At 55.7% G+C, this 21,503-nt stretch carries 20 protein-coding genes; all 20 read right to left on the bottom strand.

Translation table 11 applies throughout. From position 1 onward, the window contains the following. Positions 1–8 precede the first annotated feature (8 nt). The 20 genes from ACLSSQ_RS04300 to ACLSSQ_RS04205 all read right to left on the bottom strand — a co-directional run bounded on the left by ACLSSQ_RS04300 (position 9) and on the right by ACLSSQ_RS04205 (position 21,500). The gene (locus tag ACLSSQ_RS04300) at positions 9–713 is read right to left on the bottom strand and encodes a hypothetical protein (RefSeq protein ID WP_416243886.1); all 705 of its coding nucleotides are present in this window, start codon (positions 711–713) and stop codon (positions 9–11) included. 11 nt (positions 714–724) lie between these two features. Further along, positions 725–1,285 (bottom strand): sugar transferase, encoded by a 561-nt coding sequence (locus ACLSSQ_RS04295; protein WP_416243885.1) that lies wholly within the window; start codon positions 1,283–1,285, stop codon positions 725–727. Between the two features lie 41 nt (positions 1,286–1,326). Continuing rightward, positions 1,327–2,421 (bottom strand): GDP-mannose 4,6-dehydratase, encoded by a 1,095-nt coding sequence (gene gmd, locus ACLSSQ_RS04290; protein ID WP_416243884.1) that lies wholly within the window; start codon positions 2,419–2,421, stop codon positions 1,327–1,329. Positions 2,422–2,434: 13 nt separating this feature from the next. Beyond that, positions 2,435–3,427 (bottom strand): GDP-L-fucose synthase, encoded by a 993-nt coding sequence (gene fcl / locus ACLSSQ_RS04285; RefSeq protein WP_416243883.1) that lies wholly within the window; start codon positions 3,425–3,427, stop codon positions 2,435–2,437. A 3-nt stretch (positions 3,428–3,430) separates the two neighbouring features. Further along, the gene (locus ACLSSQ_RS04280; protein ID WP_416243882.1) at positions 3,431–4,858 is read right to left on the bottom strand and encodes a mannose-1-phosphate guanylyltransferase/mannose-6-phosphate isomerase; all 1,428 of its coding nucleotides are present in this window, start codon (positions 4,856–4,858) and stop codon (positions 3,431–3,433) included. A 38-nt stretch (positions 4,859–4,896) separates the two neighbouring features. Further along, a complete protein-coding gene (locus ACLSSQ_RS04275) occupies positions 4,897–5,841 on the bottom strand; it encodes a UDP-glucose 4-epimerase family protein (protein ID WP_416243881.1) in 945 nt (314 codons plus the stop codon). Between the two features lie 16 nt (positions 5,842–5,857). Further along, a complete protein-coding gene (wecB, locus tag ACLSSQ_RS04270) occupies positions 5,858–6,979 on the bottom strand; it encodes a non-hydrolyzing UDP-N-acetylglucosamine 2-epimerase (RefSeq protein ID WP_416243880.1) in 1,122 nt (373 codons plus the stop codon). Positions 6,980–6,983: 4 nt separating this feature from the next. Beyond that, complete coding sequence (locus ACLSSQ_RS04265; RefSeq protein ID WP_416243879.1) at positions 6,984–7,994, bottom strand: polysaccharide biosynthesis protein; 1,011 nt, start codon at positions 7,992–7,994, stop codon at positions 6,984–6,986. Between the two features lie 8 nt (positions 7,995–8,002). Beyond that, positions 8,003–8,857 (bottom strand): dTDP-4-dehydrorhamnose reductase family protein, encoded by an 855-nt coding sequence (locus ACLSSQ_RS04260; RefSeq protein WP_416243878.1) that lies wholly within the window; start codon positions 8,855–8,857, stop codon positions 8,003–8,005. After that, positions 8,854–10,098, bottom strand: a complete 1,245-nt coding sequence (locus ACLSSQ_RS04255) for a glycosyltransferase family 4 protein (protein ID WP_416243877.1) — start codon at positions 10,096–10,098, stop codon at positions 8,854–8,856. Before ACLSSQ_RS04255 ends, ACLSSQ_RS04260 begins: the two co-directional genes overlap by 4 nt. Beyond that, positions 10,091–11,272, bottom strand: a complete 1,182-nt coding sequence (locus ACLSSQ_RS04250) for a glycosyltransferase family 4 protein (protein ID WP_416243876.1) — start codon at positions 11,270–11,272, stop codon at positions 10,091–10,093. The genes ACLSSQ_RS04255 and ACLSSQ_RS04250 overlap by 8 nt, the downstream gene beginning before the upstream one ends. Further along, positions 11,272–12,291, bottom strand: a complete 1,020-nt coding sequence (locus tag ACLSSQ_RS04245) for a hypothetical protein (RefSeq protein ID WP_416243875.1) — start codon at positions 12,289–12,291, stop codon at positions 11,272–11,274. Before ACLSSQ_RS04245 ends, ACLSSQ_RS04250 begins: the two co-directional genes overlap by 1 nt. A 351-nt stretch (positions 12,292–12,642) precedes the next feature. Continuing rightward, positions 12,643–13,692: a glycosyltransferase gene (locus ACLSSQ_RS04240; protein WP_416243874.1), complete on the bottom strand. Its 1,050-nt coding sequence runs from the start codon at positions 13,690–13,692 to the stop codon at positions 12,643–12,645. Between the two features lie 4 nt (positions 13,693–13,696). Further along, positions 13,697–14,878 carry a glycosyltransferase gene (locus ACLSSQ_RS04235; protein ID WP_416243873.1) on the bottom strand — a complete coding sequence of 394 codons (1,182 nt, stop codon included), beginning with the start codon at positions 14,876–14,878 and terminating at the stop codon, positions 13,697–13,699. Positions 14,879–15,371: 493 nt separating this feature from the next. Continuing rightward, positions 15,372–16,667: a hypothetical protein gene (locus ACLSSQ_RS04230; protein WP_416243872.1), complete on the bottom strand. Its 1,296-nt coding sequence runs from the start codon at positions 16,665–16,667 to the stop codon at positions 15,372–15,374. 11 nt (positions 16,668–16,678) lie between these two features. After that, complete coding sequence (locus ACLSSQ_RS04225) at positions 16,679–17,479, bottom strand: class I SAM-dependent methyltransferase (RefSeq protein WP_416243871.1); 801 nt, start codon at positions 17,477–17,479, stop codon at positions 16,679–16,681. Between the two features lie 173 nt (positions 17,480–17,652). After that, the gene (locus ACLSSQ_RS04220; RefSeq protein WP_416243870.1) at positions 17,653–19,062 is read right to left on the bottom strand and encodes a hypothetical protein; all 1,410 of its coding nucleotides are present in this window, start codon (positions 19,060–19,062) and stop codon (positions 17,653–17,655) included. A gap of 17 nt (positions 19,063–19,079) precedes the next feature. Continuing rightward, positions 19,080–19,700, bottom strand: coding sequence for a methyltransferase domain-containing protein (locus ACLSSQ_RS04215; RefSeq protein WP_416243869.1), 621 nt, complete (start codon positions 19,698–19,700; stop codon positions 19,080–19,082). Then, positions 19,700–20,602: a hypothetical protein gene (locus tag ACLSSQ_RS04210; protein ID WP_416243868.1), complete on the bottom strand. Its 903-nt coding sequence runs from the start codon at positions 20,600–20,602 to the stop codon at positions 19,700–19,702. Before ACLSSQ_RS04210 ends, ACLSSQ_RS04215 begins: the two co-directional genes overlap by 1 nt. 1 nt (position 20,603) lies before the next feature. After that, positions 20,604–21,500 (bottom strand): GNAT family N-acetyltransferase, encoded by an 897-nt coding sequence (locus ACLSSQ_RS04205; protein ID WP_416243867.1) that lies wholly within the window; start codon positions 21,498–21,500, stop codon positions 20,604–20,606. Between the last annotated feature and the right edge of the window lie 3 nt (positions 21,501–21,503).

Below are 21,503 nucleotides of genomic sequence, written 5' to 3'. Positions count from 1 at the left end.
GGGGCGCTTCAGTAGTAGGCCTCGATGGCCGCCAGCGATTTGGCATAGGTGTGGCGGATCTGGGCCGGCTCGTAGCGGTGCTCCCGGCCCACCGGGCAGGCCAGCCGGGCCAGGCAGGTATGGCGGCAGGGCGAGGCGGGCTGCCGGCGCCAGGCGACGCAGGCAGCCAGGTCGAAACGGCCGCCGGCCAGGGCGCCGGCCGGGCAGGCCTCAATGCAGACCCGGGGCGCGCAGCTGGCACAGGGCGAGGTTTCCTGCAGGGGCGGCGTCGGCGGGAAGTCGCTGTCCGCCAGCAGGGCCGCCCGGTAGGCATACCAGGAGCCCCACTGCTGCCGCACCCCGACCATGAAGGGCGAGGGATGGTGCCAGCCCGCCAGCCGCCCCAGCTGCTGCAGCCCCACCGGCGCATCGCCGGGATAGAGCAGGAGGAAGTCCCGGCCGGGACAGACGGCGGCAAACCAGCGGCCCACGCTGGCAATGGTGAAGTCGTCGATGGGATGGTCCGAATCCAGCCCGGCGGCCTGCACCGCCTGCCACAGGCGGCGGCCGCCGTGGCCCAGCAGGATCAGCTGGCGCCGGCCGTGGCCCGGGGCTGCCCGCTCCAGGGAGGCGGCAACCTCCTCCGGCAGGGCCGCCACGTCGAAGACGGCCTGCAGGTTGAGGCCGGCCTCATCCAGCAGGCTGGCGTCGAACGGCTGGTGCGGGGAGAGCATCGCCCGCAACCTCAGTGGGAAACGCCGTCCCGCTGCACCACCTTGAGGAAGGTCAGCCAGATGATGCGGCAATCGAAGGCGAGGGAGCGCCGGCGCAGGTATTCCGCATCCAGAGCCACCTTCTGGGGAATGGGCAGCTCGTCCCGCCCGTTCACCTGGGCCCAGCCGGTAAGGCCGGGCACCAGCTCATGCACGCCGGCCTCGGTGCGCAGGGCGATCAGGTCGTCCTGGTTGTACAGGGCCGGCCGGGGACCGACGAAACTCATGTCGCCCTTGAGGATGCTCCACAGCTGGGGCAGCTCGTCCAGGCTGGACTTGCGCAGGAAGGAGCCCACCGGCGTCAGGTAGACCTTGGGGTCCGTCAGCAGATGGGTGGCCACCGCCGGCGTGCCCACCCGCATGCTGCGGAACTTGGGCATCTTGAAAATGCGGTTATGCCGCCCCACCCGGTCGCTCCAGTAAAGGACCGGCCCGGGGGAGGTGAAACGCACCAGCAGGGCCACCAGCAGCAGGGGCAGCAACAGCACGGCCAGGGCCAGCAGCCCGAGCAGGAGATCGAACAGGCGCTTCACGTCAGGATTCCATGCGACAGGAAAGAAGCATCAGAACGGCGTCACTCATGATGGTTGAGAGCCTTGAAACCGTGCTTCTTGACCAGTTCGTCGCGCTCGGCGCTCTTCAAGTCTTCGCGCACCATCTCGGCCACCAGTTCGGCGAAACTGGTCTTCGGCGTCCAGCCAAGTTTCTCCTTGGCCTTGGTAGGATCTCCCAACAGAGTTTCCACTTCCGTCGGACGGAAATAAGCGGGGTCTACGGCAACGATGCACTTGCCGTGAACGTCGTAGCCCTTCTCTTCAATCCCGCAGCCCTCCCAGCGGATCTGCATGCCCAGCTCCTGAGCAGCCGCATTGACGAAGTCCCGTACGCTGTATTGCACGCCAGTGGCAATGACGAAGTCCTCCGGCTTCTCCTGCTGCAGCATCAGCCACTGCATTTCCACATAATCCTTGGCATGCCCCCAGTCCCGCTTGGCATCCATGTTGCCCAGGAACAGGCAGTCCTGCAGCCCCAGCTTGATGCGAGCCAATGCCCGCGTAATTTTGCGGGTAACAAAGGTTTCGCCCCGATTGGGACTTTCGTGATTGAAAAGGATGCCGTTACAGGCATAAATGCCATAGGCCTCCCGGTAATTCACCACAATCCAGTAGCCGTAGAGCTTGGCCACCGCGTAGGGGCTGCGGGGATAGAAGGGCGTGCTCTCCTTCTGCGGAATTTCCTGCACCAAGCCATAGAGCTCGGAGGTGCTGGCCTGATAAAAACGGGTCTTTTTTTCCAGCCCCAGGATACGAATGGCCTCCAGAAGCCGCAGCACCCCGATTGCGTCAGAATTGGCCGTGTACTCCGGCTCCTCGAAACTGACGGCCACATGGCTCTGGGCCGCCAGGTTGTAGATTTCATCGGGTTGGGTTTGTTGGATGATGCGGATCAGGCTGGAGCTATCCGTCATATCACCGTGATGCAGAAAAAAGCACACCCCTGCCTCGTGTCGATCCTGGTAGAGATGATCGATTCGGTCCGTATTGAACAGGGAAGTGCGACGTTTCACGCCATGCACGATGTATCCCTTGTTCAGCAGGAACTCGGCCAGATAGGCGCCGTCCTGGCCGGTGACGCCGGTAATCAGGGCAACCTTTTGTTTTTCGACCATGTATGCAATTCCTTCAGGAACGGAGTGATTGGGTTGTCAGAAAATCCTGATAGGCCAGTTCCAGACCGGCTTTCAACGTAACTCTGGGCTGCCAGCCCAGGGTCAGCAGGCGGGTACTGTCCATCAGTTTTCGGGGGGCACCATCCGGCTTGCTGGCATCGAAGGCCACTCCACCGCCATAACCTACTGCCTGCGCCACGGCATGGGCCAACTCGGCAATAGTTACATCCTCACCGTAGCCGACGTTGATGTGGCTAAGCATGGCCTGGGTATGGGCTGCATAGGTTGTCGGCGGCAGATTCATCACGTGGACGCTGGCGGCCGCCATGTCATCGACAAAGAGGAACTCCCGTCGTGGGCTACCGCTTCCCCATACGGTAACGACGGCAGCCCCGGCAACCTTGGCTTCATGGAAACGCCGGATCAGGGCCGGAATGACATGGGAGTTTTCCGGATGGTAATTATCCCCGGGGCCATACAGATTCGTCGGCATGACACTACGGAAATCCACACCATGACTTACGCCGTACTGGCGGTTGTAGCTTTCACACAGCTTGATCCCGGCAATCTTGGCTACGGCATAGGGTTCATTGGTAGGTTCGAGCGGCCCGGTCAAAAGGGCCGCCTCGGTGATGGGCTGTTCGGCAAATTTTGGGTAAATGCAGCTTGAGCCGAGGAACAGCAGCTTTCTGACATCGCTGCGAAAGGCGGCATCAATGACATTGGCCTCAATCATCAGGTTTTCATAGATGAAGTCAGCCGGATAGGTGTTGTTGGCGTGAATGCCCCCTACCCTGGCCGCAGCCAGATAGACCTGGTCCGGACGCTCGCGGGCAAAAAAGTTACGTACCTGGGTCTGGTCCGTCAGGTCCAGTTCTGCATGACTGCGGGTAAGTATACGTTCCGCGGGATGGCCGGCCTGCAGCAGATGCCTGAGGATGGCACCACCCACCATGCCTCGATGGCCGGCGATGTAGATAAGGGGAAAACGGGAAGTATCGGGCATGGTTCAGGCACTCACCCGGCCGTAGGTATCCTGCAGCCGGACGATGTCGTCCTCGCCCAGGTAGTTACCGGACTGGATCTCGATGATCTCCAGTTCTTCCATACCGGGATTGTGCAAGCGATGGACCTCGCCGATGGGAATGTAGGTTGACTGGTTGGCCTCCAGGAGAAAGACCCGCTCGCCGCAGGTGACCTCGGCGGAGCCCTTCACCACCACCCAGTGTTCCGCCCGGTGGAGATGTTTCTGCAAGCTCAGGCTGGCACCGGCCTTGACACCGATACGCTTGACCTGGAACCCCTCGCCAACGTCGAGGCTGTCGTACCATCCCCAGGGGCGCGCCACCTTGCGGTGGGTAACGGCTTGGATACATTGACTGGCTTCGAGACGAGCCACCACTTCCCGCACCTGTTCGGCCCGATCCCGGTGTGCCACCAGGACGGCATCCGGTGTATCCACAATGAGCAGGTTTTCCGTTCCCAGCGCCACCACGGGACGATGGGGAGCATGAATAAAGGTGTTGTGAGAAGCATGAGCCAGCCCCTGGCCACCGACCCGGTTACCCTCCGCATCCGCCGGCAACAGGTCAGCTACAGCATTCCAGCTGCCCACGTCGCTCCACTGGCCGGCAAACGGGACCACGGCAACATCGTTGTGCCGCTCCATCACAGCGTAATCAATGCTCTGGGAGCGGCAGGCTGCGAATGTCTCGGCTTCAGGCCGAATGAAAGTGTAGCCCCCCGGCGCCACTTCAGACTTTGCCGCCCTCATGGCCTCCCGACAAACGGCAAGGATATCCGGCGCATGCTGCTGCAAGGCGGTCAACAAGGCATCGGCACGGCAAAGGAAAATGCCGGCATTCCAGAGATTGTCGCCGGCCAGCAGCAACTGCCTGGCCAACTCACCGTCCGGCTTCTCGATGAAGCGGCTGGCGCGAAAACTGCCATCTGCCCCCCGGGACGCTCCCTGCTGGATATACCCGTAAGCCGTGCTGGGGAAGGAAGGCACGATACCGAAGGTTACCAGTGCCCCGGACAAGGCTGCAGCACGGCCGCTCCGGATGGTCCGGGTAAAGCCATCCACATCGGGAATGTGATGGTCCGCAGGACAGAACAGCAGCAGCACGTCTCCGGCCACCTGTAATGCGGCCAGCGCCATGGCAGCTGCCGTATTGCGAGCCACCGGCTCCAGGAGCAAGACACCGGGCACCTCGGCCGAGGCCATGTCATCACAGACCATGAAACGGTGCTCCTCGGCGGCCACGGCCAGAACGGAGTCACCGAGATGAGCAACCCGTTCCAGGGTGAGCTGCAGAAGGCTCTTCTGGCCCAGAAGGGGAACGAACTGTTTCGGAAAGCTCTTGCGGGACAGAGGCCACAAGCGGGTTCCGGAACCACCGCAAAGAATGACCGGCGTTATCAGGGGCTCATGCATGTTTTTCACCGCGGCAGAACAGGACTGACAGAAGCATATCAAGAGGACCCCGGCAAAGTGGACACTGTCGCCGCCATGCCATCAGCCACTGTGTAGGGAGGAGACCAGTCCAGCTGGCGGCAGGTCAAGTCCATGTCGACCTGCAGATTGCCCAGCAGTCGCTCTGCCACACCAGGCCGCCCCAGCAGGCGAGCGCCCAGAGAAAGGAAGAAAGCTGGTAAGGGCAGTAGCCGGAGGCGGCATCCCTGGGCCCGTGCCAAAATCTCCAGCAAACGGGCTGTAGAAAGGTCGTCGCCATCACTAACCAGGAAACGGTGCCCCGGAGCTCCCGGATGAGTAACACAGCGCACGATGAGATCCACCAGGTTACCGAGATACACCAAGCTGCGGCGGTTGCCACGGATCCGACCGAAGGGCAAGGGAATCCCCCGGGCCACCAGGCGGATGAGCGCCTGAAAATTGGCTTTCACCCCTGGGCCATAGACCAGGGGGGGGCGGATAATCACCAGTTCTATCCCGCTATTGGCTGCAATTTGCGCCAGAACTTCCTCTGCCTCCCACTTGGAAATGCCGTAGGGATCCTGGGGACAGGGGGGGGACTCCGCCGAAAACGGCTGCCCGGGCGCAGTGGACTCTCCCAGCACCTTGATCGAACTGAGATAGATGAAACGACGGACTCCGGCCCGTGCTGCCGCCTGGGCTAGCACGGCACTACCCCGCACGTTGACTTCGCGAAACGCAGCCAGGGGGTCGGCACAGGTTTCCTGCATGACATGGACCCGGGCAGCCAGGTGAATCACGGTATCGCAACCGGCCAGCGCCGCTTGCCAGTCGGTATGGGAACCGATGTCACCAACGGCCACGACATCCGCTCCCTGCCCCTGTCGCACAGCCCGGACACAAACATACCCGGCCTGCCACAGGCGCTTGCAAAGGGCCTGACCGACGAATCCGTCGGCTCCGGTCACCAGCACTTTGGCCATGGGAAGCCTCCGCTGCTCAGACGCTGGCCTTTGACCAGACAGTGCGGTTGACGTAGTCCACGTAGCTCATCACCACCCGCAGCACCTGCTTGGAAACGGACGGCATCTCGTAATCAGACACCGACAGCCCCCAGGGACGGGAGCGGTCATGCTGAGCCAGCACCACCCGAACCGCATCGAGTACACGCTCCCGCTTCAATCCCGCCATGATCAGGGTGCCGACATCCATGCCCTCCGGACGCTCATGGGCATTGCGAATGGTGATGGCAGGTAGGTTGAGCAGGGATGCTTCCTCGGTGATGGTGCCACTGTCCGAGATGACGCACAGGGACTCCAACTGCAACTTCACGTAATCGCAGAAGCCAAAGGGCTTAAGGAAACGGATTCGGGAATCAAGCGCCCCCAGGTCCAGAGCATCGAGGCGTTTTTGGGTCCGGGGGTGGGTGGAAACGATGACCGGTACATCGTAGGTCGCCGCCAGGGCATTGAGCGTGTCCACCATGTCCCACAGATTGTCCGGGCTGTCCACATTCTCTTCCCGGTGGGCGCTGACGATGAAGTAACGCCCACCAGTCAGGCCAAGACGATCAAGGATGTCGGAAGAGCGAATCGCTGGCAGGTAGTGGTCCAACACCTCCCTCATGTGGGAACCGGTCTTGATGATGGTTTCCGGTCGGACACCTTCGGCAATCAGATAGCGACGGGCGTGTTCGGTCAAAACCAGGTTGATATCGCTGAGGTGGTCCAGCACCTTGCGGTTCAGTTCCTCCGGTACCCGCTGGTCGAAGCAGCGATTACCCGCCTCCATGTGGAAAACGGGAATTTTTCGACGCTTGGCTGAGATCACGGACAAGCAGGAATTGGTATCACCGTAGAGCAGGACCGCGTCCGGCGCTTCACTGGCCATTACCGCATCGGCCTTTTCGATCACCCGGGCAATGGTCTGGGCGGCGTTTTCCCCCACCGCCTCCAAAAAATGATCTGGGCGGCGGATGCCCAGATCATCAAAAAACACCTGGTTCAGTTCGTAATCGTAGTTCTGGCCGGTATGCACCAGAACGTGCTGGCAGTGGCGGTCGAACTCGGCAATCACCCGGGACATTTTGATCAGTTCCGGCCGGGTGCCGACGATGGTCATGACCTTAAGCACCGAGTTCATCCTTGATGTACTGAAGGTTGAGCAGCACTTCCTTCACCTCGGCCACATCAAGCCGACGGGTGTTATGGGAGGTATAGTCCTCCAGGTGGGAAATTTTCTCCTCCCCCTCGCTGAAGTACTGCGCATAGTTCAAATCACGATTATCGGCCGGTATCCGGTAGTAACCGCCCATATCCTCGGCCTTGGCCATTTCCTCCCGCGAAATCAGGGACTCGTACAGCTTCTCGCCATGACGGGTACCGATCACGCGAACCGGATTGTCCATCTTGAACAGTTCCTTCAGGGCCTGGGCCAGATCGGCAACGGTGGAAGCTGGTGCCTTCTGGACAAAAATGTCTCCCTGCTGTCCGTGGGCAAAGGCATAAAGCACCAGGTCCACCGACTCCTCCAGGGACATGAGGAAACGGGTCATGTTGGGATCGGTGATGGTCAGGGGACTGCCTTCCTTCAACTGGGAAACAAACAGGGGAATGACCGATCCCCGGGAAGCCATCACATTGCCGTAACGAGTCGCGCATAATACCGTCTCGCCTTCACCCTGCATGCGGGCCTTGGCCACCATGAACTTTTCCATCATGGCCTTGGAGATGCCCATTGCATTGATGGGATACACCGCCTTGTCGGTGCTCAGCATAACCACCCGGGAGACCCCACGGGCGATGGCCGCATTCATGACATTCTCGGAGCCCAGAACGTTGGTGCGTACCGCCTCCATCGGGTAGAACTCACACGAGGGGACCTGCTTTAGCGCGGCAGCGTGGAAAACGTAGTCCACGCCCTTCATGGCTTGGTAAATGCTGTTGTAGTCGCGAACATCCCCGATGTAGAACTTCAGCTTGGGGTTGTTAATGGCAATACGCATTTCTTCCTGCTTCTTCTCGTCACGGCTGAAAATGCGTATTTCACGCACATCCGTAGTCAGGAAGCGCTTGAGCACGGTATTACCGAAGGAGCCCGTGCCCCCGGTGATCATCAGTACCTTGTCTTTGAACATTGCTATCTCTATTTGCTTTCGTGCATTTTGGCGATCATGGCAGGCCATGACGGCGGGACAAAACCGGTAATCTTGTTGAAACGGCTCGAATCCAAAGAACGATCAATCACGACGGAATCGTCCGGAATGATCTCAATCTCTTTTCCATAGGTCTCCGCCACCATTTTCAGCAGGTCGTATTTGGAAATCGGCTCGGCCGCGACGTGGAAAACTCCCGCCAGGTCATCCCGGGGAATTATGACGTCTCGGATGATTTCGGCCAGAACCACGGTGGGAAAACCGGAGAAAATAGCCTTGCGATGCCCGAAACAGCGGCCCTCCTGAGCCAAGAACCAGTTTATCAGGGCATGCTGACTCTGCAGTTCATGGCCGATGATGGACGTACGCAAGGTAATCGAGCGATTCCCAGAAACCTCGCCCAGCAACTTGGAACGCCCATACAGGTCGATGGCATCCGGCAGGTCAGTCTCGGCGTATCGCCCCCGTTGGCCTGAAAAAACACAATCGGTGCTCATGTGCACCAGGCGGGCTCCTGCCAGTTCACACAAGCGCTCAAGACGGTGCGGCAGCATGGCATTGATGGGTAGGGCAAGGAGGGGATCCTTCGCATCTGCCAACTGCTTGACCAAACCAATACAGTTGACTACGACATCTGGGCGCACCTGGGAGAACACCTTAACCAGGGAGTCGATCTGCTCAACGTCCACACCTGAAATCAGGCGATCGTTTTCGGTGGAGGTGAAATACCGGCGCCCGCCGTCCGAACGCAGCGTGCCAAAAACCTGCCATTCCGGCTGCTTCCCCAACACCCTGACCATGGCGTTTCCCAGCATTCCGCTGGCACCGAGAACCAATACTTTCATTTTTTTCCTGATACTCCTGCCGTGCCGAGATGGCCGACCAGTTCATCCATCAATACATCCAGGGCGAAATGGCGCTCGTAATGGCGCCGACCGTTTGCACCCAATGCCGCCCGTTGTTCGGGTGACATGGCGTACAGACGCCGTACATTCTCCGCCAGCCCCCTGCCATCTTCGGCGGGAGAGCACAGACCGGCCCCAGCTTCAACCACCAGTTCGGCGCCTTCACCGTTCAGTGAGGCCAGGATGGGGCGACCAGCCGCCAGATAGGATTGCACCTTGCTAGGAACGGTTTGGCGGAAAATGGGCCGGTCCGAGAGTGTAACCAGCAACGCCTCGGCCCGTGCCATGAAGGCTGGCATATTTTCCACCGGAAAGCGTCCGGGCAGCACCACATTCCCGAGCCCCCGCCGGGCCACCTCCGCCAACATCCAATCGCGCCGACTTCCATCCCCGACTACGACGAAGCGCACCTCCGGCAGATCAGTCAGCCGCTCGGCCGCCTCCAGGATGACCTCCACCGCCTGGGCACTGCCGATATTCCCGGCAAATAGGATACAAAACCCATCCATTACCCCTGGCACGGGCAACGGCGCCTGAGCGGCCTCTCCATCGAAGACATCCTCCACCGAATTTGGGTAATAAAGCACCGGGGTGGAGGAAGCCATCGGCCCCACGGCATCGCGGAAGGCCTTGGATTGAACCAGCAACAAATCCACATGGCGATAGATGAAGCGCACCACCCGGGCCACCAGGGAAAGTACCACAGGATTACGGATGTAGCCGGTGGCGGACAAGCTCTCCGGCCAGAGATCCTGCACCCAAAGGACCACCGGACGACGCTTCAGCCATCCCAGGAAAATCGCGGGAAGGGCCTGCAAAATTGGGGACGGCGCGTATACAAAAATGACGTCGCATGGCTTGCGGCGTAGCCGCCAGGGCCCGAACAGCAGGCCGGAAAAGACAAAGGACAGATAATTGGCCGCCAAACGCAGGGCACCGTGACCGCGCGCCAACATGGGCAGGCGATGTACGCGAACGCCATGGTAGGTCTCCTCCTGGCATCCGCCTCCCCGGTATCCAGGAAAAAAACGGCCGGCCGGATAGTTCGGCTTGCCCGTCAGGACCTCAACCAGATGTCCACGGGCAGCAAGATGACGGGCCACGGCATTGATATAGAAACCCTCCGGCCAGAAATACTGGCTGACCAGCAGGACACGCAAAGGCAGGACAGCGTCAGCCACCAAGCGCCTCTAGGAAAAGCTGGCGATTAGCCGCCACCCGATCCGAACTGTGCATCATCGTGTCTGCCAGAGCTGCCGCCGCCTGGCGCCGGACCTGACGCTCGGACGGCGATAACCCCGCCTGGGCCTGGATGGCCTCACGCCATGGCGCCAGCGCGTCCAGGGGAAGCGTCTGCACTGCACCGTCGGGGGTCGATTGCCACGGCGTCTGGTCGCTCAGCAAGACCGGTAGGCCTGCTTTAAGCGCCTCAAAAATGACGTGGCCAAAATTCTCGCCCAGGGTTGGAAATACGAACAGTTCATGTCCTGCCAGGGCTGCAGGCACCTGCTCCGGCGACAAAACCCCGGCGTGGCGCACTGCCACATGGGACGGCAATGCCGCCATCAATGCCTCGCATTGCTGCCAGTATGCAATATCCTCCTGCGGGCCGTAGATCGTCAGCGATATGGGGAAATCCACCCCTGCCAGGACCTGAAGCAGGAAGGCCAGATTTTTCTTCGGCGATATCCGGGAGAGGAAAACTAACCGCAAAGCTGAGCTGGATGGCAGAACCATCTCCGGTATTTTTGCTGTCGAGCCTGCCTCGACCGGCGCCAGGGGGGGCAGCAAATTGGGGGCCACCATCACCCGTAATGCGGAGTCCCCTAGGGCACGGCGGATATCCTCCGCTTCCTGTTCGCTGGAAGCTTGCCAGCAGACCTGGCGGTACAGGCCAAGCCAACCAGCCAGCCGAATGTACAAGCGCTTCTTGCCCGCCTTGAGGGCCAGGGCACCGGGGGAAAACTCACCACGCGGAGCCAGAACCACAGGTCTACACGGAACGATCCCCAGCCAACGGAGCAGCAAGGGAAGACCGGCGCTACGCCAGGAAAAATAACTGTTCAGATAGACAAGATCGTGGGGAGTCTGTCGCATTAGACGCATCAGCCCAGATAGCCGATCATTCGCCGGCGACGCGTAGAACACTTCGGAGTTGCCTACGGCATTCCAACTATCCACCTGCACCGAGGAATAGGGGACCTCGTCCCCCAAATCACGATCCCTCGTCACCACCCGAAAGGCAAAAGTATCCCCCAGATGGGCGATCATATTGGCGATCGTACGAATGGGCCCCCCGGCACGAAAGCCAGGTAGGAAGTAATCGACAAAAACGAGGATGCGAGGAGGGGTCATTACGAATTCCCGACCTGGTATCGTCGGGCATCAAGCTCCAAAAACATGATCAACAGCAGCCAAAGCAAAATAGAACTGCGGTTGATGGTAAGTACGGGAGCCCCAAGCCCCGCCACAACCACGAATATCAGGATCAGAAGGAGCATGGAGCCTTCGGACCTGCTCCATGAAAGGACTCGGCGCCCCAGGAGCCCCAGCCAGACCAAGACTGCCAGATATAGCATGAGGCCTACGCTGCCCCCCTGGTAGAAAAACTCGAGATAGGCGTTGTCGAATCCCCGACGCAGGCCGAAACCGAACCCCTGCAAAGGCGCATTTTCCCATACCTCCCGGAATGCCGTCAGGACATTTGAGTCGGCCTCGCCGAAACGCTTTCCCGTCAGCCGACTCCAGAATCCGCGGCTACCCACTTGATCTGCCAGTCCCAAGGTCTTCTTGAGGCGGTTCACCCCCTGCCAGCGCCAAGCCATAAGCGCCACGAAAACCGTCACAACACCGATGGCCCACCAACCATGGGTAGCCTGAAGGCATTTCAGGGGCAATTCCTGACGATTAATCAGCACCCAGCAGGCGAATAACGGAACTGCCACCATCAGGAATACCTTGGAAACAGAAAGTAGTCCGCCAAGTAGCAGCATGGCTAGCAGGTAGAACAAGGAAAGATTCAGTCGCCGCTCGGCCAGAAACAATTGCCCCCATGCAAACAGCCCCAGGCCATAGGCAATACCAGCCTCAACCGGTTGGTTGAAAATTCCGCAATAACGCCCTAAACGGGCAGCTCGTTGCCAGACGGTCCCCATTGGCTCGGACTCTCCCTGGACGAAAAACCGTACCAGAGGCCAAGTATCCACAAACATGTGGGACAAGGCCAACAGCGCATTCAGCGCCAACGCCAGCAACATGAGGCGATAGCCAAAAACCAGGCTGGTCCGCATCTCAGGCACAGAGGCCCGCGCGCCCCCCCAGACGAGCAGCAAATACAGGGCAATGGGCTGCAGGTAGTTATCCAGGGACGCCATGACCAGCACCGGATTCTCTGCTGGCAACGACCACCAGGCGACGAGCCCCCCCCCATAAGGCTGCGACTGCAAGTGGCAAAAGTACGCCAGCCGCCACTGGTGCGCTGACTGGGCTGGTGCGACAGCGCAAGATGTTTGCCAGGGCGATGGCCGAGAGGCCATAAATGACCACATGCTCTAGGCGTAGCCCCACAGAAAGCAGATAGGGCCCAAAACCTGACAACACTACCAGCGCGACGACCCAACGCCCGCGATCAAGAAGTCGCGTTTTTTCCACTTCACCCCCTCGCCGGGTCAGGTGGCCTTCAAGGTCCCCGTCCCTGTGCTTTTTTTAACCTAAAACAACCGTAATCAACCCGAGCGGTAGACTCGGGCAATACCCTCAGCAATCCGAAACCAATCCAGGGCCTGGGCCCGTTGGGCGGCAGCCAGCCCCATCCGGTGCAGTACCGTTCGGTCGCAAGCGGCGGCACGCTGCAGTGCGGCGGCCAGGCCATCGACTTCCCCGGGCTGGTAGAAAAAGGCGCAGTCCTCATCCACATACTCGGACAGCAACCCTACCCGGGGCAGTATCACCGGCTTGCCCATAGTAAGGGCCATGACCAGACTGCCGGAAGTAAATACTTCATGAAACGGCAAGACTACGACGTCAGCCGAATGGATCAGGTGCGCCAAATCTTCGTCCTCCAGATAGCCCAGGTGCAGCACGATCCGGGAATCTCCGGCTGCAGCAGCCTCGACAGCCTGGCGCATCGCAGCCCCCTGCGGATCACCCGCAATAGTCAGGGATCCGGGTAGCGGGATAGCTGCATACTGTCCCAGGAGATCCAAGACCCCCTTGTAGGGGCGCACCAGGCCGAAGTACAGGAAGTGGCGTCCCGGCATCGGCTCCACATCAACCTCAGTCACGGCGACAGAGGGCATCACGCCGGCATAGTTGCCATGCATCGCACAGTGGATGCGCGACTCCGGCAGGGCAAGGGTTTGGCTAACCAAAGGAATCGCGCTCTGTCCATGGACGAAGACCCCGGTAACGAAGCGGGCCACCAGCCAGTTATTCAGGCGATCCAGCCATAGATGCTGCCTTTCATGAGGCAGCAGATTATGCACCGTCCAGTAGATTTTCACTCCCCGCAGCCAGAAAAAGAGGAGTGCTACCTGAAACATCAGGAACTTCAGCAGACCCAGCAGAAAGTTACGACTAACCGGATGCACCCAGTGCAGATGCACCAGATCCAGGGAAGCGGGGGACAAGGCCCGCAATAGGAAATCCTGGGGGCGGGAGGCCACGGAAAACTCGACCCCCTGGAGCCCCAAGGACTCCCGCCACAGGCGGGTATAGGGATTCTTGCTATCGGGGTATTGCAGGCCGTTCAGGGAAACTACATTTTTTTCTGACATGGGGTTATTTTCGCATGCCAAGCCATATCAGAACACGTTTGAACCCGAGGGCAACAGCCAGCTCCCGCGCCCGGGAAAGCCCCCCCATACGGGCGGAGCGGACAAGAATATGTGCCTTTTGCCACCAGCTCCCGGTATAAAGGGGAGGCCGCTCCATCACTTTGGCATACATTCGGGAAACCTCCGTAAAAACCGCCTGCTCAGAACAGCAGCGCTCTGCGTAGGCACTTGCAGCCAGCCCCATTGCCGCCAAGCGAGGGGGGTCCTCCAGCAGGGAGCGGGCGGCCTCCAACAAGTCCTCGGGTTCCACCAGCAGCCCTTGCACGCCGTGTTCAAAAGCCCCTGGCATGGCCCGGCGGGAGGCCACCACGGGCACCCCGGCAGCAAAGGCCTCCATCACAACCCGCGGCAGCCCTTCGTATTTGGCGGAATGCACCATCAGGCGGCTCTGGGCAATCACCCCCCCAACCTGCTCCCGAGGCAAATTGCCAGGCATGAAGACCGGACAGACCGCAGTAGCCGCCTGACTACGCACTCCGTCCCAGCATTCCCCATCCCCAACAAGGGCCAGACGGTAACGATCGGCCAAAGGCAGGAGCGCAGCCTGATTCTTGTTTGGATTGAAGGTACCGACGTTCACCACATCAAAAACCTTGTCGCAAATCCCAAAAACGCTTGAGGAGGGATTCAACTTTGGCAGAATGGAAAGCCTATCTTGCGGAAGATAATTTCGGAGATATTCGAGTTGCGCAGGTGTTTCCGCCAAAACGTAATCTGCGTAAGGCAGAAGCGGGTCTCGAATACCTCCTGCTGCGATGAACGCTAAGCGAAATGTTGTTTTGGACTGCGTTAGTAAATATCGGGCTAGACGATAGCCGATTCCCTTGAAAACTACGATGTCCGGACGCTTTTCCTGAACATAATGCAGCAACTGGGGGGAAACATAAGAAAAGCGCCCCCTCCTTGTACTGCTTACCGGAAAACGAAGCGTCTCCTGGCCCCCACATTCCAACGCCGGCTCTGAGTCAAAAGAGAGAGAACAAAGCTGACACTCTCCGCCCAGCTCCCTCGTCCACCGAACCAACGCCAGCTCACGATTGATACGCTCTCGGCGTAGCTTCTCGAAATCCCCCGACTCGAGATGAGGTAGGACAAAAAGTACGGAAGGAGCAGCCTTGGGCGACAAGTTCATCTACTGGGAACAAAAACGATTCAAACGAGAAAGGTAAACCAGACGCTTATAACGGTCCCTGATGTAGTACCAGGACTCCCGTCTCCACCAAAGCAAATGCCAAGCAATGTTCGCCATATACCCGACACGTCGAATCTGATCGCAAGACAACACCACTTCAAGTGCGGCTCCGTCGTCCAAAGCCAAGCAATCTCTTAACCGCTGGGGACTAACAATCTCCAACACGTGTAAAGGGCACCCTTTCCAGCGATAGGCAAACACGGGAGTTCCCACTCCATTTATTGATACGTGCCAGAGATAACGCTTGCCCCCTGCAAAGGGAATCGCCTTGCCGATATCAAGCCGAACTGGCCCATCGAGAACGACATTTAGCGACCCAGGATAAAACCGCCCCCCATCCGACAAGGCCCCTGGTATCGGCTCCAAGGCAAAAATGTCCTTAGCGAAGCCTCGCCCCTTGGTCACACGCCCAACTAGCGTACAAAACTTAGGAGACTGCATAGGGAGGGAAGGTCGCTGGTTTCAGCATGCGGGCAGCGAATCTAGGATCAGCCCAAAGGTGCTGTAGAACGGTTGCAACCGATTCCTCTAAGCTCAGAATGGATGAATCGATCTTCAAACCTCTGGCGCCGCGCTGCAGAAAATAGGCGGCCAACAAACGGGCCTCGTTGGACTTCACAACGGCCATTTCCATATCAAGCTCATCGCCCCGCCGCTCTAGTAACACCGAAATAGGGGCAATCACTTCAATAACCATGGAAGGCTTGGGCAAGATCGCGCGGTAGATTCTCGCCGTCAGCCTAGCCCATTTCCCAACAAAGGCGAACTCAGGGAATCGATCTACCAGCAAGACCGCATGCTTAGCCAAACCAGCTCGCCGCATTACCCGTCCAGTTAGCTCGAGGGGGAACAGTACCAGCATCCACAGGAGAAACCCAAGTTCGCGGATGCCGTGGCTGGCCAACGCCACCCGATGACGAAAGCTGTCAATCCAGGGGAACAACCACTCTGCAGGCCCAAGACCACCATATAGGCGCTCCGCAGGCAACTCGAGTTCATGACGCAGGAGATGCAGCAACGAACTTTTGCCGGAACCGTCACACCCCACAAACAGCAAGGTATAGGCAGGAAAACCTGTCCTATCCCACAGACGAAGCGGACGGCTAACCGCAGAGGCGTGAGCCAAAGGAAAATAAGGCAAAAGCAGGTGCGCCAAAGCATCTGAAGCTGCTTTCGGCGCCTCGATGGCCGTCGCTTTGAGCAACTGCTCAATAAATCGCGACTGAGCCGGATCGGTTAGGCTATTTTGATTACGCAGGACAAAGTCTGACAGTTTCGCCAACTGAGAAGCAGACACGCTTGTTTTTTCTACAAATGCGCATTTCGCTGCATAAAGCAAAATCAGATGCCAAGCCACAGGCACAAACCAATCCTCATACCGTTCCCGAGCCCCTATGACCCCGTTTGCTTCGGTAAAACTCCGGAAAGCATTCTTGCGTGCATCGAAGAACGTACATTCATATTTCACATGAATGCGCAGTGGCCGATGGCCTTGTGCATGCAGGAAGTAAAAAAAATGGTTCGAAAACTGGGCCGGCCGCCTCTGCTGAAGCACCTCTTTCTGTTGGCAGAAACGGGAAAACGCCGCAATCCCGTCCATGGGAATGAGAATATCCAGGTCCCCACCACTGTCACCATAAAATCCGGAAAGGAGCACATAAGGCACCCCAGCCTCATTCATCAAGCGCAGAGCATTACGCTTAGCCGGATCCATTTCCGCCATTCTAGAAACACTCATTGATCAGTTTTTTTCAACTGCGTAGCAATTACCGCAATATGCCCAATAGCACCTCCGAGCATATTTTCAGCCCAATGGGAGTACAGGACATTTTCCCCCCCCATCAATTTAGTAAGAATCTCCGCCAGCTTCCATAAGGCGGCAAACTCCTGTTTTGCTCCTGACGCTGCCTGAATAACTGAGGATTCCAAGACCTGAAATCCGGTATTCGCCAAAGCAGCATGAATCTCATCCAGGGGTAGCATAAATTGATAAAACCCTTCCGGTTCCCGCTCCCCACCACCCCAACTCGGATACAACCCCAGCGTCGCTTTCAGTCTTCGCAAAGGAGACATACAAGGGACAGTTAGAAAAAAGTACCCGTTATCACGCAAAACTCTCCTGGCTTCGTCAAAAATTGACTGATAGCCGCCCCAGAAATGCTCGATGACGCCAAACGACCAATAGCCATCGAAATGACCATCAGCAAAGCCGAGGGAAAACACATCCCCCTCTCGAATGTCGAGTTGAGGACAGGCGTTGTTTAAGCGGGCAACGGTCTCCTTTGCGTAATCAACTCCAATCGTTCGAAAACCGGCGGACTCCAGAGCCGCAACTTTGCCACCGGTACCACACCCTCCTTCAAGAACCAGACTACCTGGAGCGAGGTAGCGGCGAGTCAGGTCCAGGAACGGAGCGACCGACTGGGGATTAAAGGTTCCAACCTCATCCAATGTCCACTTCTGATCCCAGAAATCCGCAGTCGCCTTGCGCTTGACCTGCAGTAATCGAGAACCTTCCCGATCGTAGTACTTCATCGCCTGATCACCTCTAGTTTCGAAACTGCGGACCCCACATTCTCTCCACGACGCATTACTGACAAAACACTAGATGCCATATTTTTCGCCCATTAGAATAGGGATTGAAATAAATAGACGATCTTTGCGTCTAATCAATAGAAAACCCAATAAAAACACCCAATTAAGACCAATCAGAGGGGGAGAATGAAATCTTGGAACATCCAGTCATTTTCATTCAGGTCACGAATAGCGGAATTCAGGCATTTTTCATAGTAGCGAGGCGAGAACCATTCCGTCTCACAAGCATCATCCTCACCATAGGAGATCTCCTGGACAGATACAGCTGCCACTTCAATTTTTTCATTATCGCAAACAACATTATTGGACCGAATCGACTCATAGGCATAGCAAATATCTGACACGGACTTGACAGCGAAGACATTTGGAAAACCGCGATAGGGCGCACATCCAAAAACAATGGCAGGCTTACCCCTGATAATAGACTGAAAACCCGCCGTTCCGGTTATTGTTGCAACGCCAACTGCCCCATCAATTAGATCAAATGAATCATACCCAAGGGGAGCCAATACCGTGTTGGGAAGGCGATTAATATTCTCATACAGATAGGAGTCTCTGACTGCGGGCCGAAATAGTTCTCGCGTATAAATTCCCGGATGTTCTTTTACAACCAACGTGACATTTTCCGGCAAGGATATCCGCAACCTCGAGACCGCCAACCATTGCTGGCAAAAGCTCAACCCGTAAGGAAGCGTCGTACCCTCTGGTTGATAATGCATAAAAAAAACAAAGTAATTTCCTTCAATTTTGAAAGGGGTTGCCAGTGCCTCATATCGCTTGAATAACGAATACTTGAGGCAAAGACGTTTTAACTTTATTTGATAATTTGACGGACGACTCTTCAGAAGATAAATCAGTTCTCGTCGCCAGTTCCAAATATTGCCCAGAGCAGCACGGCTATAGAGTGGCGCACCACGCCTGTAAGTGCTCCTAGTTTTCTCAAAAAAAGATAGAACGGAATTGTGCACACTCGATTGTTGGCTTCGCCTCACATAAACCGGTTGCTGTAGGTCTAACCCTCGCACCAACCATTTCAAATGAAAAAAAGGAGAAACACTAAGCATGAGCGTCTCCTTATCCATTATCTCAGCAACCCGACCAAATATCCATGAGATTGGATTATGCGGAGGCGCAGAAAAGAAAATTACATCCGGTCTAGCAAATTCAATTATCGCAAGCGAATTCCAAACAACATTTTCAATACGGCCGACATTATTGAAAGAACTTTTATCCCAACCACAGCCAAAATGGCGCTCAAAAAGAAAATAAACTCTTTCGTCCTTTAAAATTAGCTCAAGCGCTCTTTCATAATTTTTCACATCAAAGATGGCAGCAATTCGCTCCGTAGCAATCTGCATCCAACCCCATGTATCAACGGAAGTATTTTCTTGCTTCCACTCTGGATAATCCCATGGCTCGTAGACTAACGCACCCGCAATCGATACTTTTGAAACCGAAGCCTGCATCGAATCAAGCATTGAGACGCTTCGGTTGGCACTCACCAAAAAAATACGCTTTGACATCAAGAGTCCACGGCCATTTATTTCATTGAAAATACAGATAATTTTCTTGTTTCGTCACGAAACAGCAAGGAAAACCCACTCTCCAACAAAACATCATTATGCAAATCGTTCGCATACGCAATTATTGAACGACGAGTCTTGAAATGTGCGATGTTATTCATAACAAATTCTCGCAATATAACCGGCCCAAACGGATTGAACAAAAAGACAAAACAATCTTCGTCAGGCAAGTAATAACGCGACGCGTCCCCTTCTACGAACGAAACAGCGTCGGCCCTCAATATTTTTTTATTACGGTTAGCGACAAGCACGAGAGGAGGAGAAAACTCAACCCCAATATACTTTACAAAAAAACCTTTTAAAAAAAAATACAAACAAGCCTTACCTTTTCCCGAACCGATATCAACAAAAATCTTAGGAAAATATCCAAGCTCACATACCTTCTTGCGAAGAAACCGAAGATTTCTGCACCATACCGCATGATAGGCAGTAGCATGTTTCACAGACTCAACATCTTTGGTAATTAAAGATTGCTGAGTGACAATCCCAGAAAACTCGAGCCCATGCCATTTTTCAAAAAAAAAGTCTTGCAAATCAAAAATAATACGTTTAATTTTTTCAACAATCCCAGAACTCATTATTCCTCCTTGCCAACGATCAAATCTGACAGATACCGTATTCCTTGATGAGGCAACACACATCTAGGAGCCCAAGGCGGCAAGGAGCACAATACATTTCTGCCCGCCCCACATCCAATTACCATCGCATAAGTATTACACCCAATCACCCATTGTGCTTTTGACATGGAAGACTGAATACTTTCAACATCCGGCTCGATGATTATTTCAGGATGCTTCATGCGTATAAAATCATACTTACCCGGAGGATCCGATGGATGAGCCCTGAGTAAGACCCGAGCACCAGCCGTGAATCTGAGTAAATGATAATTTGAAAGGAAGAACTCCAGCGCCTGGAACTCCCCTGGAATACCCAAGCCCCAATCAGACCTCGCAGGCTCTAAAACATACAATATAGCTCCGTCTTTACTCCTCCCCACTCCATCGAGAATGCTTTGAAGATAAAAATCCGGAACCTGGTGAACAGGCATACCAGGAAATTCACCAACAGCTATTTTTTTTGCATAGTCATCTACAACAATTAGTTCATCTGGAAAAACCTGTTCCCCAGAAAAGGAAAATCTCTGCCGGTAATTTACCCAGTGATCCAAAATGGAAACAGAAAAAACCCCACTCCTTTTAGCCTCTCTTCGAGCGAGGTGTTCTAAATTTGATGACCAGCTCGTAGCAGAAAGAAGTAAGTCAATGCCATCAAAAAAAGAGGGCACCAAACGATTATACGTTTTAGCAGCCGGGATCAAATCCCTAAAAATCGTCTGAGCAGGACCATCCAACAGGGATTTAGCAACAGGAACGGAACTATTCTTTAATAAACAATATAGCTGATTTGCACCGCCCGCATCATTCGCAGCAATAGCGATACGCTTGTTACGCAAAAAAACCATAAAATGGTCGACATTCAAACTAGAATTCCTTTTTGAGTATTAAGTTTGGCACAAGGCGACCACCCAAACCCATTTTAAAATCAGATATATCAAGAATTTTGTCAGACACAGACTTTCCCAACTGCGGAAAATCAATTGGCCCCACTTCAAAGTATCGAACACCTACCGATTTTAAAAAACCAAACGCAGCCCAAAACAGCCCGTGAGTATAAGCCGCCTTTTTTTCATAATCCGGATTCACCCCTCCGGAGAAGTAGTACGCCGCTCCACGAGTGAACATTACGTAAATTCCTGCCACCAACGTTCCTGCCTGATACGCAAGAAAAAGCGCTGCTTTTCCACTCAAAACGCTCGAACGTATTTTATCAAACACTGCGTCAGGCGGAGTGGCCCCACCACGCGATGTCAAAAAAGAGTATAACGCTATCCATTCCTCAAAACCCTGGTCACTCCTGCACAACACTTTTATATCACACAACTTGTTAAAACCATTAATTTGACCCTTAAATCTAGTTCTTAGCCGCCCCCACAAAACATCCAAATCATTATTCAGATCAATAACTGTTGTGAATTGGTTTTGAATATCAAACCCATCTTTCAAAAAACAAGAAAGCAAATCCGGGTCAATTCCAACTATCGGATCAACTCGAAGAGTTATAACTTTGGCCTCAGACGACACCACATCAATGTAATCGCCATAAAGCCTGCTGATCGTTTTTTTCCCCACCTCCCCTACTACAGCCGGCACTGGGAGAAGACTTAAACGCCCCCCGCCAATTTCACCATTCAGATCTAGAACAGGGCATAGTAATTTTCCATCGCCTAACGTAAGAGAGAAGCTCTTATTCACTACCCCATAAGGAATAAAGTAATCAAAATAAGCGTCTGAATAGCCAACACTCATTTTAGCGGCCAAGTC

This window comes from Azospira sp. APE16, assembly GCF_047901315.1.
GTDB classification, from domain to species: Bacteria; Pseudomonadota; Gammaproteobacteria; order Burkholderiales; family Rhodocyclaceae; genus Azospira; species Azospira oryzae.
The sequence above is the reverse complement of the archived record's forward strand: the minus strand, read 5'-3'. Positions and strand labels throughout refer to the sequence as shown.